The organism is Aurantivibrio plasticivorans (assembly GCF_055392955.1).
In genome coordinates, this window is record NZ_AP036020.1 from 1,043,314 (window position 1) to 1,059,425 (window position 16,112).

Consider the following 16,112-nt stretch of genomic DNA (forward strand, 5'->3'; position numbering starts at 1 on the left):
CTTTTAGTCACTTAGAGTGGTTCATGTTCTTTTAGCTTGTTTTATAGACCCTTAGCCTGGTTTACTGTTACTAACATTATTATCAAGGGTTGTCGTCTGATCGACGGCTGCCAGAATACACGGAGGATTTCGTTTTATATGTCTGATCAAGAGCAGTTACTTGTTATTGTCGATCCCACCCAAGATGAGCACCCCGCGCTGGAACGTGCTCTGTTAACCTCGCGGATCCGCCCAGAAAAGCCTAAGGTTCATATTTTAATCTGCGTTGATCCAGATGCGGTTGATACCAAAGCGGAAAATGGAAAAGTCTATCGACCTGGTGAATGGTTTTTAGACTTGATTAAACCGTTCCAGGAAGAAAATTTATCTTACCAAACCGAGTTTTGCTGGAGCTTAGAATGGCGAGATGCCATTTTGCATACCTCAGCCCGCATCAAGCCCAGTTTAATTTTATTACCTGACTACCCCTCTGAGCGTAAAACCTGGTTTACTGATGCGAAGTGGATGGTATTGCGCAACTCGGAATGCCCGGTGCTTATAGTGCGCCCCAATGCTGACGCGCAGCGCAAAACTGTTTTGGCCGCGATCAATACTAGCTCTGACTCTGAACGCTATCGCGAGTTAAATGTCGCTATTGTGGTTCGAGCTGCCTGGATGGCTGAGCGCTATGGCGCTGACTTACATTTAGTCACGGCGTATTCGGATTCGATGAAATATCCAGATAAAGGCCAACTAGCGCGCAAGGCCAATGTTTCAGCAGATCATATTCACGTGAAGCAAGGTGAGCCTGTCGATGTGATTGCAGACGTGGCTAAAGAACTCGATGCGGATGTAGTCGTGATTGGTACCATGGCAAGACAGGGTATGTTAGCGGCTATGCGAGGTAATACATCTGAGAAGTTGCTATCGCGCTTAGATATGGATGTAATGACGTTGAACTGATTCGTCTTCCTTCTAAGAAAAAACCGGCTGATTTGGCCGGTTTTTTTATTGATTAATAAAAAGTTTGCCAAACTAATCGGCACACTGAATACACAACACGGTATCAGGAATCGCTTCTAACCTTGCCGTGCCAATATCCTCACCGCAGCTCTCACATCGACCATACGACCCATCTTCAATTCGCTGAAGCGCAGCTTGAATGTGCGTTAGAGATTCTTTGGCTTCAGTTGCGAGAGCTTCTAGCACTTCGTCATTTTCTCTTTCTTGCGCTTGCTCTTCGGAGTCACGACTGTGCTCACGCCGTAAATCTAATTCTATCTTGCTAATTCGCGTGGTAAGTTCTGATTCTTGCTTTGCTAAAAGACTTTTAATTTCGTCGGTTTTCATGTTGTTCCTAATAATGGAGGGGAGCAAATAAACGGAAGGCTGGAGAAGTTATCGTGCGCCCCGAAACTACCGAGGCGCAACCTACATCGCTAGCTAATCTCTATACGTTTGCGCTCCGGCTCAGCTGTTTTTGCTTTAGGGGCTGAAAGGATTAATACGCCGTCAGTAAATTGCGCGGTTATATCAGACTCTTGAATGCCACTGCCAAGCTGAAAACTGCGCATGTACGTACCATAGCGACGTTCCTGGCGAATAACTTTGCCGTTCTTTTCTTCTTTGTTTTCTTGTTGGCTTTCAGCGCTCAACGTGAGAACACCATTCTCAAGGTGGATGTGTATATCATCCTTTTTAACGCCGGGTAGCTCGGCGGTGATTTCGATTCGATCGTCCTTATCAGTGACATCAACCCGAGGCGAAAACGCTGCACTCGGTGACTCTGGTGACAACCTCGCCGGTGCCCAAAAGCCGTCAAACAGATCATCTAAATTAAATAAACTGCTACGTGGTATTAAGCTCATGCTAGCCTCCTTCAGTATTAGTGCTGTAGAAAACAATGACATCAAACTCTACTGACTAACTTTAGGGTAGCTTTTAGAATTACAAGGGGTGTTGCGCTAAATCAAAGGATGATTATTTTTTCTAACTAGTCACTAACTTATGAGATTTCTTCCACCGTCGACCGCAATAATCTGTCCAGTTATATACGGTGAGTTTTTAATAAGAAATAGAATTGTTTGCGCAATATCTTGCGGGTTGCCTATGCGCTTTAGTGCGGCTCGGTCAATAATAATATCTTTGGCTCGCTCGTCTAACTCCGCAGCGTTCTCAGGCCACAAAATAGCGCCAGGGGCTACGCCGTTGACACGGATATCGGGAGCTAATTCTTTAGCGAGTGCTTTGGTTAGCATAATGTTTGCCGCTTTGGCCATGCAGTAAACTGGATAACCGGTAAGAGGCCGCTCTCCATGAATGTCCGCCATGTTAATAATGCAACCCTGAGCTTCTTTGAGTGCGGGTGCGCAGGCTTGACTCAAAAAAAGCGGGGCTTTCAAATTTGTGCCAAACAGGTCGTCATACGTGCTTTCACTGATTTCTCCCACGGCAGTTGGATAAAAGCTGGAAGCATTGTTGACTAAGGCATCGAGCCGTCCCCATTTTTCGGTCGCTTGTTTGGCTAGGTTGTTGATGCTGTGTAAGTCGCAAAGATCGGCGGAGACAATGGCAGCCGAGTCCTGACGAGCACGATTTAATTGTTCACACAATGCCTCCGCCTCCGATAGGGATTGGTTGCAGTGGATAATGATATTAAAGCCAGAGGAGTGAAGAAGAGAGCTTACCTCGGCACCTATCCTGCGTGCAGCGCCCGTAATTAGAACGACAGGTTGATAACTCATGTGTTATTAATCCAATAGTGTGATGTGGTTATTGTGCAGTCAGCCGACTGGCTTTAAAGTCCATTAAAGCCGATGTTCTTCGGCGGCTTAATTCATCTCCAAAGGCTTTGCCCTTATAAATGCTTGCATCAATTTCTTTGGGTGAAATTTTTAGGCAGGCATCCAGTGCGTCGCTATAGTATTTAGCCTGTGGGTAATCGCGGTTTTCAAATCCGGTTCTGCCTCGCGAGTCAGCTTCACAGCTTAACAGAAACTCCCTAAATCGTTCAGGGCGGCGGAACGCGTCGAGCTTCTCTAGGGTTTTCAGAAGGGTTTTAGGCTTTAGTTCCGTCGCTCGATGGCAGTGGGTATGAAACTCACTGACCAGCTCAGTGAGTTCACGAAAATTATTTGGGGCTTTGATGCGCTTGCACAGCTGTTTGACTTCGTTAACCCCCATCTTTTCGTGGCCTTTATGACTTGGCCAGAACTCTTCGGGTGTAATGCCTTTGCCTAGGTCATGCATTAGACTGGCGAATCGCACAGTTGGCGATTGACTTAAAATACTGGCCTGCTCTAGGCTCATTAAGCTATGAACTCCGCAATCAATTTCTGGATGATGCTGTTTGGGTTGTGGAATGCCAAACAGGCGATCCAATTCTGGGAATAGAAATTGTAGCGCTCCACATTGACGCAAGGTGCTAAAAAAAATATGGGGTGCTCGTTCGCTGAGTGAGCGCTCAGTTTCTTTCCATACACGCTCGCTGACAAGGTGAGTCACTTCACCGTTAGTGACCATGCTGGACATTAGCTCTAGCGTTTCTGGTGCAATGGTAAATCCAAGGTGAGCATAGCGAGCCGCGAACCGGGCTACGCGAAGAATACGTACAGGGTCCTCCGCGAAGTGCGCGGAAACATGGCGTAATACTTTGTTGTGAATGTCATTCGCTCCACCATACGGATCGACTATGTTGCCAGCGCTATCTCGTGCAATGGCATTGATGGTGAGGTCGCGGCGTTGCAGGTCTTCTTCTAAGGAAACATCCGGCGATGTATGAAACTGAAAGCCTTTATAACCGTGTCCAGATTTCCTTTCGGTCCGGGCCAGTGCGTACTCTTCATGAGTGTCGGGGTGGAGAAACACGGGAAAGTCTTTGCCAACCGGTGTGAAGCCTTGCGCGAGCATGGTTTCAGGATCACAGCCAACTACCACCCAGTCGCGCTCAGTAAATGGGTAGTCTAGTAATTGATCGCGGACTGCACCGCCTACCAGAAAGATGTCCATAGCTCTGTTTAAACACTATTTTTATTGGTGGCTGTCATTATAAAGCACTCACCAATAATAGAAACAACAGTCAAATTGAATTGAGTTGTTGCTTTTTAAACTGGCCTCTGCTTAAATCAATCGAACGTATTTAAATTATTTAATCATTGGTTTTTTAATGGCCCGTTTGAATTCTTTTGCTAACCAGAACACCCCGACAGCCGGACGTACGTCAGCGTGGCGCGTCGGTCGTGCCGTGCGTGCGCCTAAGTGTATTGCAATGCTGGTGAGCCTGGCGGCCAAGAGGAGAAAGTCATAGTTAATATTTAACGTCTAGAACGATTTTCTTAAAAAGGCCGCAGCGTAAAACCTGCGGCCTTTTTTGTTTTTGGGATTTCTGCCGCCATTAATGTCACGGTTTTGGCGGTGATTTTTATATCGGATTAATTTGCGAGGGTAACGCTGTGTCTGTCGTGTTTGCGTATTGGGGGGTGGTTTTAATTTGGGCCACCACGCCGTTAGGAATTACTGCTAGTAATGATAGCTTAACATTTTGGAGTGCGGCAGGGCTACGTTTGTTAGCGGCGACCTGCTTGGCGATAATGATTATTATGCTTCGACGAAAGCCTTTATTTCCTCACCGAACCGCCGTCTTGTCTTACATCACGGCAGCGTTGGCGTTTGCGCCACAAATGTCATTAGTTTACTGGGCTGCGCAACATGTGACGAGTGGGGTGATTTCGATTATTTTTGCATTGTCTCCATGCCTTACTTGCTTGGCTTCATTGCTTATTTTGCGTGATACCAAGATAGCCTTTTATCAAGTGCTGGCTTTGATTTGCGCCGTGCTCGGCATTGTTGTCATTTATGCCGATCAGTTAACTTTGGGTGAGGTAGCCGTCTGGGGTATGTTAGCTGTGTTGCTGTCGGTCGTCATATTTGCGTTGGGGACCGTTGTGCTAAAAAAATTATCACAAAATTATGTGTTGGACCCGGTTTGCCAAAGCGGTGGCAGCTTGCTGTTTTCGCTACCAGTATTTGGTGTTATGTGGTGGGTGTTTGATGGCAGGGTGCCTGAGTCAATTTCAACAACGAGTTTGGTTGCTGTCAGCTATCTTGCCAGTATCGGCTCTATCGTTGGGTCAAGCTTATATTTCTTTGTCATGCAGCGAATGAATATCGTGAGTGTTTCGCTCATTACGTTGATTACACCCATTTTGGCGATAGGTATCGGTGTTGTTTTTTGGGGCGAACATGTTTCTGCGACGCTGCTTATGGGTGCCGTTATGGTATTGCTATCATTGCTAGTGTTTGAAGGAATACCTTTGAAACTTTGGCGAATTGCAGAAGTGTCGTTTAAAAAACGCCGGCGTCACGAGCCATTAATGGATGTGGCCTCTGAAGCTAAAGCGCCTTAGGCGGCGCTTTCTTCTTGGGTCCGTGGCGGGCAATGATAGGTCTCCACGACTTCGTCGTTGTGAACCGATTCGAGATGCACATCGAACCCCCAGAGACGGTGGATATGTTTAAGCACTTCGAGAGTCGATTCTCCCAAGGGTTTGCGGGAAAATTGGTTGTGCCTTAGGGTGATTGAGCGATCTCCACGAATATCGACATTGTAGACTTGGATGTTGGGTTCACGATTACCGAGATTATAATTGCCTGCGAGCTGCTGGCGAATTTCGTGGTAGCCACTTTCGTCGTGTATGGCCGTAACTTCAATCTCTTTTTCATTATCGTCATCAACAATGCAGAATAGTTTTAAGTCACGGATTACTTTGGGGGATAGATATTGGAGGATAAAGCTTTCGTCCTTAAAGTTTTGCATAGCGAAATGTAGGGTCGTTAGCCAGTCGCTGCCTGCAATATCTGGAAACCAGTGCTTGTCTTCTTCTGTTGGATTTTCGCAAATACGACGAATGTCAGTCATCATGGTAAAGCCTAATGTATAGGGGTTAATACCACTAAAATAGGGGCTGTCGTATGGCGGCTGATAAATGACACTCGTATGTGATTGCAAAAACTCTAGCATAAAACCTTCGGTCACCTTGCCTCGTTCGAACAGTGTATTTAGCAAAGTGTAGTGCCAGAAAGTTGCCCAGCCTTCATTCATCACTTGAGTTTGGCGCTGGGGATAAAAATATTGCGCGATTTTTCGCACAATACGTGCGATCTCTCGTTGCCACGGTTCGAGCAATGGTGCATTTTTTTCAAAGAAGTAAAGTAGATTTTCCTCTGGCTCTGGAGGGAAGCGTACGCGCAAGTGTTCGTCACCCGCATTATCCGAGGTAGGGATGGTTCGCCATAAGTCGTTGACTTGCTTCTGTAAATATTCTTCACGTTCTTTCTGCCGCTGCCGTTCTTCGGCTGCTGAGATTGGGTGCGGACGTTTATATCGGTCGACACCGTAGTTCATGATGGCGTGACAGGAATCTAAAAATGATTCCACTTCGTCTATTCCATAGCGCTCTTCACACTGAGTAATGTAGTTTTTTGCGAAAACTAGGTAATCGATGATTGAGTCCGCATCAGTCCAGGTGCGAAAGAGATAATTACCTTTAAAGAATGAATTGTGACCATAGCATGCATGAGCGATTACCAATGCCTGCATTGTCATGGTATTTTCTTCCATGAGATAGGCGATGCAAGGGTTGGAATTAATCACAATCTCGTAGGCTAAACCCATTTGGCCGCGTTTATAAGAGTTTTCAATATTTAAAAACTGCTTTCCATAGGACCAGTGATGGTAACCCAAGGGCATGCCAACCGATGCGTAGGCATCCATCATTTGTTCGCTGCTAATGATTTCTATTTGATTTGGATAAGTGTCGAGACGAAATTCGTCAGCAAGCGCCGCGATTTCGCGATCGTATTCATTGATCAGTTCGAAGGTCCACTCTGAACTGGTGGAAATTGGATTGTATTCGTAACTAGATTGATTGCTCATGATGTTTTCTTCTGAAATAGCTCACGAAATACCGGGTAAATGTCACCAATGTCGACAATGTGTTGCATGGCAAAGGTTTCTGGGTGGGCTGCGTGGACACCTTCATACTCTTCCCACAAGGCTTGATGGTCGCGAGGGGTGATTTCGATATACGAGTAGTATTGCACTTTAGGCATGATGTCGTTGACGAGCAGGTCGTAGCAGATAGAGCTATCGTCGTTCCAGTTGTCGCCATCGGATGCCTGAGCGATGTAGACATTCCACTCGTTGGTCGGAAACCGCTGCTCTAAGACTTCTTTTGTGAGTTGCAGGGCACTGGAAACGATAGTGCCGCCGGTTTCTCGAGAATAGAAAAACTCCTCTTCATCGACTTCCTTTGCCGATGTATGATGACGGATAAAAACCACTTCTGTTTTTTCATAATTTCGTTGTAAGAACAGATACAGCAAAATGAAAAAGCGTTTGGCGATATCTTTGGTGGCTTGGTTCATAGAACCTGATACATCCATCAAACAAAACATCACTGCTTTGGAGCTGGGTTCTGGCTCTTTTACATGCAAGTTGTACTTGATATCAAAATCATCGAGCCACGGGACTTTACTAATCCGAGAGCGTAGCTTGGCGATCTCTGCGAGTAATTCTTCGATCCGGGAGTGGTTACGCAATTCAATTGGGACCGCTTCTAGCTCGGCTAACTCTTTTTCGAGTGCATTTAGTCGTTTACGCTTTCCACCTGTCAGCGCTATACGTCGTGCATTGGCGGAACGTAAAGAGCGAACAATATTGATTTGGCCAGGATTTCCTTCATTGCTGATCCCAGCACGGCGCATACGAAACTCTTCGCTGCCCGCTAACTGCCGTTTTACCAAGTTGGGAAGCTCGAGATCCTCGAACATGAAGTCCAAGAATTCTTCTTGAGTGATTTGAAATACGAAGTCATCCATACCTTCGCCGCTATCGCTAGCGTTTGAGCCACCACCCCCTCCGCCACCAGACGGAGGTCTTGGGATTCGGTCGCCTTGGTTGAATTGTTTGTTGCCGGGTAGAACACGGCCTTGAACACCACCGTTGCCGTGGTGAAAAACCGGCTCGCTAATGTCCTTTGTCGGGATCTTAATTTTCTCGCCGTGCTCAATATCCGTAATCGAGCGCCGACTTACCGCTTCCGATACTGCCTTTTTGATATGTTGGCGGTACCGACGCAGAAAGCGCTGGCGGTTTACGGCGCTTTTGTTTTTGGAATTGAGTCGTCTGTCGACAATGTAGCTCATGAATCACCAATGCTGGGCGAGCGCAATCTCGCCCACCTTGTGGACTACTGTGATTTTCTTACTCTCAGATACCACTCCGATAGTAAGCGCACTTGTTTCTCTGTATATCCTCGCTCTTTCATGCGTTCGACAAAGTCTTGGTGTTTCTTCTGATCAGATGCCGATGCTTTGGCATTAAATGAAATAACGGGAAGTAGGTCTTCTGTGTTAGAGAACATTTTCTTCTCGATTACGGTGCGAAGCTTTTCGTAGCTATTCCATACTGGGTTCTGACCGTTATTGTTGGCTCTGGCACGCAACACAAAGTTAACGACTTCGTTGCGGAAATCTTTCGGGTTGCTGATGCCAGCAGGCTTTTCGATTTTCTCTAGTTCTTCGTTTAATGATGCCCGATCAAGAATTTCCCCTGTTTCTGGATCACGATATTCTTGATCCTGGATCCAGAAGTCTGCATAGGTAACATAGCGATCAAAAATATTCTGGCCGTACTCAGCATAGCTTTCTAGATAAGCAGTTTGAATTTCTTTGCCGATAAATTCGACGTAACGCGGAGCCAGATATTCTTTCAGGAACGTTAAATATTTTTCTTGTAGTTCAGGCTGAAATTGTTCTTGCTCTATTTGCTGCTCGAGGACGTAGAGTAAATGCACGGGGTTTGCAGATACTTCTGTCGCGTCGAAGTTGAACACTTTTGATAAAATTTTGAACGCAAAACGTGTCGACAATCCGGCCATGCCTTCGTCAACACCTGCTGCATCTTTATATTCCTGCAAAGATTTGGCTTTCGGATCGGTATCTTTTAGGTTTTCGCCATCATAAATGCGCATCTTCGAAAACAGGCTAGAATTTTCCGGTTCTTTAATGCGCGATAGAATTGTGAACTGAGCTAGCATTTTTAGTGTGTCGGGAGCACAAGGAGCTTTTTGTAACGAACTGTGCTGCAGAAGCTTGTCGTAAATTTTGATCTCTTCTGAGACCCGCAAACAATAAGGGACTTTTACGATGTAAACCCTGTCGATGAATGCCTCATTGTTTTTGTTGTTTTTAAATGTTCGCCACTCTGATTCGTTTGAGTGGGCAAGTATCACACCTTCGAAAGGAATAGCGCCTAGTCCCTCAGTGGAATTAAAATTGCCTTCTTGTGTGGCGGTCAGCAAAGGATGCAACACTTTGATTGGCGCTTTAAACATCTCGACAAATTCCATAATGCCTTGGTTGGCACGACAGAGTCCGCCGGAGAAGCTGTACGCATCTGGGTCGTTTTGAGGAAAGTCTTCGAGTTTTCGGATATCCACCTTGCCGACCAAGGATGAAATATCTTGATTGTTTTCATCACCGGGTTCTGTTTTGGTAATGCCTATTTGGTCGAGTACCGATGGATACATTTTAACGACTTTAAATTGGCTAATATCACCATTGTATTCATGCAAGCGTTTTACCGCCCAAGGCGACATTATTTGTTTTACATAACGCTGTGGTATTCCGTAGTCTTCTTCGAGAATGTGGCCATCTTCGTTGGGATCAAATAAGCCGAGCGGAGACTCAAAAACCGGCGAGCCTTTAATGCAATAGATGGGTTCTTTTTGCATTAATTCTTTAAGGCGTTCGGCTAATGAGGATTTGCCACCGCCGACTGGCCCAAGTAAATACAGTATTTGTTTTTTCTCTTCAAGGCCTTGGGCTGCATGTCTGAAGAATGACACTATTTGTTCAATACATTCTTCCATGCCATAGAATTCTTCAAACGCTTTGTAACGCTTGATGACTTTATTTGAAAAAATTCGGCTAAGTCGAGAATCACGCGAAGTGTCGACTAAATCTGGTTCGCCGATAGCCGCAAGCATTCGTTCTGCTGCGGAGGCGTATACCGTCGGGTCTGATTTGCACAGATCAAGGTATTCTTGAATGGTAAATTCTTCTTGCTGCGTTGTTTCGTATCGCTCACGGTAGTGGCTAAAAATACTACTCATGATGTACCTCCATTACCGGTTAATCGGAGACTTCGGGGAGTAGTTAGGGACGCATTGTTTATACAATACTAAATGGCCCCCAATTACCTGTAAAACCAATTATCAATAAACCAAACTTCAAAATAGTTTTGTGGTCGTGCTGTTGGATGACTAGGTAAACTTAAATATAGTCCTAAAAGGGCGCGCGAGTACAACTAATTGCGTCAAATAATTAACGTTTTTGCCCCGTTTATCTAAAAATGACGTAACTTAAGACCCTTCCTTAAAAATAGGTTCAAAATTTGGGCCAAATCTATTTCTTTTTTTAAGTAACAATGAATGTTGGGTCTAGAGGTTGGACAACCAAAACGCGAGATCATTTCATAGAGCCAGTAATGGTTTTGTGGAGCGTGGTTTGATTGGTATTTGTCCAAAAGTACTAGTGCAGCTAGCGCCATCGCTGTGTGATAGTATGCGCGGCAATTGGGTCGCTATTGAATCTGTACCAGACGATAGAACGGCAACGATAAATTCTTTAAAGCTAAGGAACGTAGTATTGAATAGTCAAAAAATATTGGTGACCGGGGGCGCAGGGTATATCGGAAGTCATACCTGTGTAGAGCTAATTGCCGCAGGCTTTTCACCGATAGTGGTCGATAACTTCTGTAACAGTAAGCCACTCGCGCTATCTCGTGTTGAACAGATTACCGGCCAGGCAATTCCGCATTATGAAGTCGATGTCTGTGACCGTGAATCTCTTGCAAAAGTTTTTCAAGAGCATGATTTTAAAGCGGTTTTGCACTTTGCTGGGCTCAAGGCGGTGGGGGAGTCCACAACTATTCCGTTACGCTATTACCATAACAACGTTGAAGGCAGTATTGCGTTAGCGGAAGTGATGGCCGCTCATGATGTGTATTCTTTGATCTTCAGTTCATCCGCCACCGTCTATGGTGATCCATCGTCAGTACCTATTGTTGAAAGTTTTCCAACGTCCGCAACCAATCCTTACGGATACAGTAAGTTAATGGTTGAGGAGATTATGCGTGATGTATGCCGAGTGCCGGACAATCAGTGGAAAGTCACCTTGCTACGCTATTTTAATCCTGTGGGAGCGCATGAAAGTGGCTTGATTGGTGAAGATCCTCAAGGTATTCCCAATAATTTGTTGCCTTACGTGGCACAGGTAGCCGTCGGTAAACTGCCTCAACTGAATGTGTTTGGCGATGACTACCCAACCCGCGATGGTACCGGTGTGCGGGATTATATTCACGTTGTGGACCTCGCTAAGGGGCATGTTGCCGCTTTGCAGCACCTTATTGGTGCGGCGCCAGAGTGTTACACCTTTAATCTAGGAACCGGCAATGGCTATAGTGTCTTGGAGGTAATCAAAGCCTTTGAAGCCGCTAGTGGGGCCAGTGTGCCTTTTTGTGTGTCCCCTCGACGTCCCGGTGACATTGCAGAGTGCTTTGCCGATCCGGCGTTAGCTGCTGAGATACTGGGCTGGAAAGCTGAGTTTGAGTTGCCTCGTATGATGGCAGACACCTGGCGCTGGCAGTCCAATAACCCTCGTGGCTACGAGGAGTAGTTTTAGAGGTTCAAGTTGCTAGTCGATGGCGCGCTGGCGAGTCCAGGCGCCGGTTTCTAAACAGTAAGCCGAGAGTTCTCCCCCCCAAACACATCCGGTATCTAGCGCTATGCAGTATTGGTCAAACACCTTACCTTCCAAGCTGGCCCAGTGACCAAACAGGATCGTTTCTTTTCTTGGTTTGACCGGTGTGTGTTCGAACCAGGGAAGGTAGCCTTGTGGCGCGTTCGCTGCTGGGCCTTTGTATACTAGGTCTAGTCGTCCATCTGCTTGGCAGACTCTCATTCGTGTGAAATAGTTGGTTATGGTTCGCAATCGCGCCATGCCTTCTAGCGAATCGTTCCATTTGTCGGGGATGTTGCCATACATTGCATTGAGAAATTTAGGAAATTTCGGGCCTTGTAACACCGCTTCCACCTCGGCCGCATGTTTCATTGCGTCTTTGGTACTCCAAATGGGAGGAATTCCCGCATGGACCATTAAGTACCCTCTATTTTTGCAGCGGTAGACTAAAGGAAGGTGCTGGACCCAATCGAGTAATTCTTCGCTATCCGGCGCGTCCAACACGGCGTCGAGAGAGTCCTTGTTTTTCGGTAACGACGAGCCGTAAGCCACCGCCAGCATATGGAGGTCGTGGTTTCCCAAAACGGCGCGAATGGATTGTTGGTGTTTGACGATAAATCGAAGAGTCTCCAGAGAGCCTGGTCCCCGATTAACCAAGTCGCCGCACAGCCAAAGCTCATCTTGTGATGGGTCAAAAGCCAGCTTATCGAGCAACGCCATAAATGAGTCGTAGCAGCCTTGGATGTCGCCAATTGCATAGGTTGCCATGGTGAAGTAATGAGTTCCTTGTGTCGGCCAGGAAGGTCAGTGAATTGCCATCGGTGAGGCAAGCACGAAGGTCGGTATGGTGACGGAAAACTCATCGCCATTACTACGTCGCATGAGGTAACTGCCTCCCATGGTTCCCACTTCAGTTTCTAGCACTGCGCCGCTGGTATAAGTGTAGGCACTGCCTGGTTGTATAGTGGGCTGTTCGCCGACCACGCCTTCGCCCTTTACCTCTTTTTGTTCCTCTCGGGCGTTGCGAATTACCCAATGACGACTGATTAGCTTTGCTGGTTCGTCACCGTTGTTGGTAATCGTAATGGTGTAACTAAAAACGAAGCGGCCTCGATCAGGCTTCGACGGCTGTTCGCGATACTCCGCTAGTACTTGGACGTCGATATTGGGATTCATAGTATCGCGCTCGCATGTTGCGTGCTAATTTCGTTGGCCAAAGCGACATACTGTTCCACCCCAAATTGATCAGGGCGCTGTTTTACATCGATACTAAGCTGCTCAATTATCTCAACAGGTAAAAGGCTCTTTAAATTATTACGCAGGGTCTTGCGCCGGTGTTGGAAGCACGAGGCGACTAGGCGCCTAAACAACGAAAAGTTTTCAGCGGTATGTGGCGGAGATTCGTAAGGTGCTAAGCGCACAATCGCGGAATTCACTTTGGGTGGTGGATAGAAGAACTCCGGTGGTACAGGAAAAAGAGATTGGGCATCACAAAAATATTGCACCATCACTGACAGTCGACCAAAGTTTTTGTTACCGGGTGACGCGGCAATGCGATCCACGACTTCTTTTTGCAACATAAAGTGCATGTCTTTAATCAGTGCAGAACTTGCCAATAAGTGCATGATGAGTGGCGTGGATATGTTGTAAGGCAGGTTACCCACTACACGCAGAGAGTGAGGACCATCAGCCAGGGCGGCAAAATTAAATTTTAACGCATCAGCGCTGTGGATGGTTAATTGCGGGTAAGTGCTCTGCAGCGACTCTAGGCGTTCGACAAGGTCTCGATCTAGCTCTACCACGTGAAGCGATGGGCAACTCTCGAGTAATGGCTTGGTGATGGCCGCTTGGCCTGGGCCAATTTCGACAATACGTTGGTCAGCATGTGGCGCGATGGAGCGAACAATTTTATTAATGATGCCGCTATCGGTGAGAAAGTTTTGCCCAAACCGCTTGCGAGGTTTATGCGCGTCCATAGATCCTACTTAATGTCTGGCGGTTATGTACTGGCACTTGCCATTTCGCATGCTACGGCGATAGCGGTAGTCAGGCTACCGGTGTCTGCCTTCCCGGTTCCGACTAAATCAAGCGCGGTACCATGATCAACAGATGTGCGAATGATGGGCAGGCCTAAAGTGATATTAACCGCATTTCCAAAGCCTTTGTACTTCAATACGGGTAAGCCTTGATCGTGATACATTGCTAAAACCGCATCGGCATCTTGAAGCACTTTGGGGGTGAATAAAGTATCGGCCGGTAAAGGGCCTATCAAATTTAAGGTGTGTTGATCGCGAAGAGATTGCATTACTGGCTCAATGACGTCGATTTCTTCCCGACCCATGTGTCCGCCTTCACCCGCATGAGGGTTGAGACCGCAGACTAAAATGCGTGGCTGTTTAATACCAAACCGCTGGCGTAACGACTCATCGAGAATGCGGATAACGGTGGTTAAGCTCTCTTTGGTGATAGCGGCGGATACGTCAGCGAGCGGTAGGTGTGTGGTTGCTAGTGCAACACGTAGGCCTTTCGTGGCCAGCATCATGACGACGTGATCTGTTTGAGTTTGGTCGGCGAGATATTCAGTATGCCCGCTGAACATTATGCCAGCGTCATTGATAACGCCTTTGTGCACTGGCGCAGTAACCATTGCTGCCACGAGTTTTTGTTGGCATAACTGGATCGCTTTATCGAGTGTGGCGAGCACGTAGCGGGCGTTTTGCGTGCTGACAACGCCAGGTTGTACAGGAGCCGCCAGGGGAACTTTGCAAATACACAGCTCGCCAGACTTTAAGGCCTGGGGTGGCAAATTGGGGTCAAACTCACGCAGTGATAGCGGTAAGCCAAGCAATTTTGCTCGCTCGGACAATAAATCCGCGTCGCCCACGACCACCAGCTCGTGATCGCTGCCGTACTGGGATAGTGTGACCAACAGATCCGGCCCGATGCCCGCAGGCTCGCCGGGAGTGACTGCAATACGTTGGATTTTCAACGATTAACTACCCGCGTTTATGTCGCGATCTACTTCACCGACTTTGATGTCAACATACGCATCATCACGGATCTCTTGTAGCCAGATGGGCAATTCCTCTTCAAACCGGCGACTGCGCAGTAAATTCAAGGCTTGATTGCGTACGACGGCTTCGCTCATATCCTGTTCGCGGCGATCATCGACCCGAAGTATGTGCCAGCCGTGTTGTGATAGAAACGGTTCTGAGATCTCGCCGATGTTGGTCTCTTGCATGGTTTGCTCAAACTCTGGCACAAACTGCCCTGGCACGGACCAGCCTAAATCGCCACCCGATAACATCGAGCCAGGATCTTTCGAGTGTTCTTTTGCCATCTCTGCAAAGTCAGCACCTTCGAGAATTTTCTGGCGGACTTCCACTAATAATTTTCGTGCGTCCTCGCTGCTAAGAATGACAGAGGGTTGCACTAGGATATGTCGAACTTTGGTTTGTTCGATCATTTGTTCTCCACCACCGCGTTGCTCCAACACTTTCAAAATATGAAAGCCAGCGCCACTTCGAAACGGCTCGGTTATCAGTCCGGCCTGCGCGTCTTCTAGCTGTTGAGCGAATAGTCCGGGTAGTTGAGCAGGTTTGCGCCAGCCGAGGTCTCCGCCTTCCAGTGCGTTTTGACCCGCTGAATAAGTGGTCGCCAGTTGACCGAAGTCAGCACCAGATATTGCTTTTTCGCGAATATCGTTTGCTTTCGCCAATGCTGTCGAGACGTCTTCATCGGATGCGCCGCTGCTGACGGCAATCAAAATATGGCCTAGGTGATACTCCGGCGCGCGCCAAAACTGGCCTTCTTTCGAGTTGAGGAAATTGTCGATGTCCGTTTGTGTGACGTCCAGCCGGTTTCCGACAGCGCCACGTTGTACGCGTGCCACGATCAATTCTTTACGAAGGTCCTCTCGAAGATCCGCAATGGTTAACCCTTCACTTTGCAATTGTGCAGCGAATTGCTCATCGTTCAGGCCATTACGGCGGCGAATCTCATCAAGTGCCTGATTGATTTCTGCGTCATCGATTTTAACACCGGCTCGTGCGGCCATTTGCATTTGGAGTTCTTGCACGATCAAGTGTTCGAGTACCTGCTGTTCTAATACTTCAGCTGGCGGCACCTCGCCACCCTGGCTAGCCATACGTGCTTTGATTGCTCTCAATTGCGTTCGCAGGTCACTTTCCATGACGACGCCTTCGTCAACAACAGCCGCGATGCGATCCAAGACGATTTGTTCGGCGAAGGTTTGTTGGTTTAGGGAAACAGTCGCCACTATAGTTAGCGAGGCAATAATCAATCGATGTGCTTTCATAATCAGTCTTATT

15 protein-coding genes are annotated in these 16,112 nt (G+C 47.2%); 3 read left to right on the forward strand and 12 right to left on the reverse strand.

Going from position 1 to position 16,112, the window contains the following annotated elements:
• Window positions 1-138 precede the first annotated feature (138 nt).
• On the forward strand, window positions 139-942 hold the full coding sequence (locus tag ACZ5NB_RS04580) for a universal stress protein (protein WP_460231812.1): 804 nt from the start codon (window positions 139-141) through the stop codon (window positions 940-942).
• A 72-nt stretch (window positions 943-1,014) separates the two neighbouring features.
• On the opposite strand, the gene ACZ5NB_RS04585 is transcribed toward ACZ5NB_RS04580, so the two are convergent.
• The 4 genes from ACZ5NB_RS04585 to ACZ5NB_RS04600 form a co-directional block, all read right to left on the reverse strand.
• Window positions 1,015-1,329: a TraR/DksA family transcriptional regulator gene (locus tag ACZ5NB_RS04585; protein WP_460231813.1), complete on the reverse strand. Its 315-nt coding sequence runs from the start codon at window positions 1,327-1,329 to the stop codon at window positions 1,015-1,017.
• Between the two features lie 89 nt (window positions 1,330-1,418).
• Window positions 1,419-1,847, reverse strand: a complete 429-nt coding sequence (locus ACZ5NB_RS04590; protein WP_460231815.1) for an Hsp20/alpha crystallin family protein — start codon at window positions 1,845-1,847, stop codon at window positions 1,419-1,421.
• A 132-nt stretch (window positions 1,848-1,979) separates the two neighbouring features.
• Entirely contained in the window at window positions 1,980-2,723 is a 744-nt protein-coding gene (locus tag ACZ5NB_RS04595) for a pteridine reductase (protein ID WP_460231816.1), read from the reverse strand.
• A 28-nt stretch (window positions 2,724-2,751) separates the two neighbouring features.
• A complete protein-coding gene (locus ACZ5NB_RS04600; RefSeq protein ID WP_460231817.1) occupies window positions 2,752-3,987 on the reverse strand; it encodes a multifunctional CCA addition/repair protein in 1,236 nt (411 codons plus the stop codon).
• A 443-nt stretch (window positions 3,988-4,430) separates the two neighbouring features.
• Here ACZ5NB_RS04600 and ACZ5NB_RS04605 point away from each other — a divergent pair, with 443 nt between their 5' ends.
• Complete coding sequence (locus tag ACZ5NB_RS04605; protein ID WP_460231818.1) at window positions 4,431-5,384, forward strand: DMT family transporter; 954 nt, start codon at window positions 4,431-4,433, stop codon at window positions 5,382-5,384.
• On the opposite strand, the gene ACZ5NB_RS04610 is transcribed toward ACZ5NB_RS04605, so the two are convergent.
• From ACZ5NB_RS04610 to ACZ5NB_RS04620, 3 genes are read right to left on the reverse strand one after another with little or no spacing between them, the layout of a single operon-like run.
• Complete coding sequence (locus tag ACZ5NB_RS04610) at window positions 5,381-6,913, reverse strand: SpoVR family protein (protein WP_460231819.1); 1,533 nt, start codon at window positions 6,911-6,913, stop codon at window positions 5,381-5,383. The genes ACZ5NB_RS04605 and ACZ5NB_RS04610 overlap by 4 nt on opposite strands.
• On the reverse strand, window positions 6,910-8,184 hold the full coding sequence (locus ACZ5NB_RS04615) for a YeaH/YhbH family protein (protein WP_460231820.1): 1,275 nt from the start codon (window positions 8,182-8,184) through the stop codon (window positions 6,910-6,912). The genes ACZ5NB_RS04610 and ACZ5NB_RS04615 overlap by 4 nt, the downstream gene beginning before the upstream one ends.
• Window positions 8,185-8,228: 44 nt before the next feature.
• A complete protein-coding gene (locus ACZ5NB_RS04620; RefSeq protein ID WP_460231821.1) occupies window positions 8,229-10,154 on the reverse strand; it encodes a PrkA family serine protein kinase in 1,926 nt (641 codons plus the stop codon).
• Between the two features lie 334 nt (window positions 10,155-10,488).
• Here ACZ5NB_RS04620 and galE point away from each other — a divergent pair, with 334 nt between their 5' ends.
• A complete protein-coding gene (galE, locus tag ACZ5NB_RS04625; RefSeq protein ID WP_460231822.1) occupies window positions 10,489-11,718 on the forward strand; it encodes a UDP-glucose 4-epimerase GalE in 1,230 nt (409 codons plus the stop codon).
• A gap of 18 nt (window positions 11,719-11,736) precedes the next feature.
• On the opposite strand, the gene ACZ5NB_RS04630 is transcribed toward galE, so the two are convergent.
• From ACZ5NB_RS04630 to ACZ5NB_RS04650, 5 genes are read right to left on the reverse strand one after another with little or no spacing between them, the layout of a single operon-like run.
• Window positions 11,737-12,549, reverse strand: a complete 813-nt coding sequence (locus tag ACZ5NB_RS04630) for a symmetrical bis(5'-nucleosyl)-tetraphosphatase (protein WP_460231823.1) — start codon at window positions 12,547-12,549, stop codon at window positions 11,737-11,739.
• 36 nt (window positions 12,550-12,585) lie between these two features.
• A complete protein-coding gene (gene apaG, locus ACZ5NB_RS04635; protein ID WP_460231824.1) occupies window positions 12,586-12,957 on the reverse strand; it encodes a Co2+/Mg2+ efflux protein ApaG in 372 nt (123 codons plus the stop codon).
• Complete coding sequence (gene rsmA, locus ACZ5NB_RS04640) at window positions 12,954-13,757, reverse strand: 16S rRNA (adenine(1518)-N(6)/adenine(1519)-N(6))-dimethyltransferase RsmA (protein WP_460231825.1); 804 nt, start codon at window positions 13,755-13,757, stop codon at window positions 12,954-12,956. The genes apaG and rsmA overlap by 4 nt, the downstream gene beginning before the upstream one ends.
• A gap of 23 nt (window positions 13,758-13,780) precedes the next feature.
• Window positions 13,781-14,770 (reverse strand): 4-hydroxythreonine-4-phosphate dehydrogenase PdxA, encoded by a 990-nt coding sequence (gene pdxA, locus ACZ5NB_RS04645; RefSeq protein ID WP_460231826.1) that lies wholly within the window; start codon window positions 14,768-14,770, stop codon window positions 13,781-13,783.
• 3 nt (window positions 14,771-14,773) lie between these two features.
• Window positions 14,774-16,099, reverse strand: coding sequence for a peptidylprolyl isomerase (locus tag ACZ5NB_RS04650; protein ID WP_460231827.1), 1,326 nt, complete (start codon window positions 16,097-16,099; stop codon window positions 14,774-14,776).
• Between the last annotated feature and the right edge of the window lie 13 nt (window positions 16,100-16,112).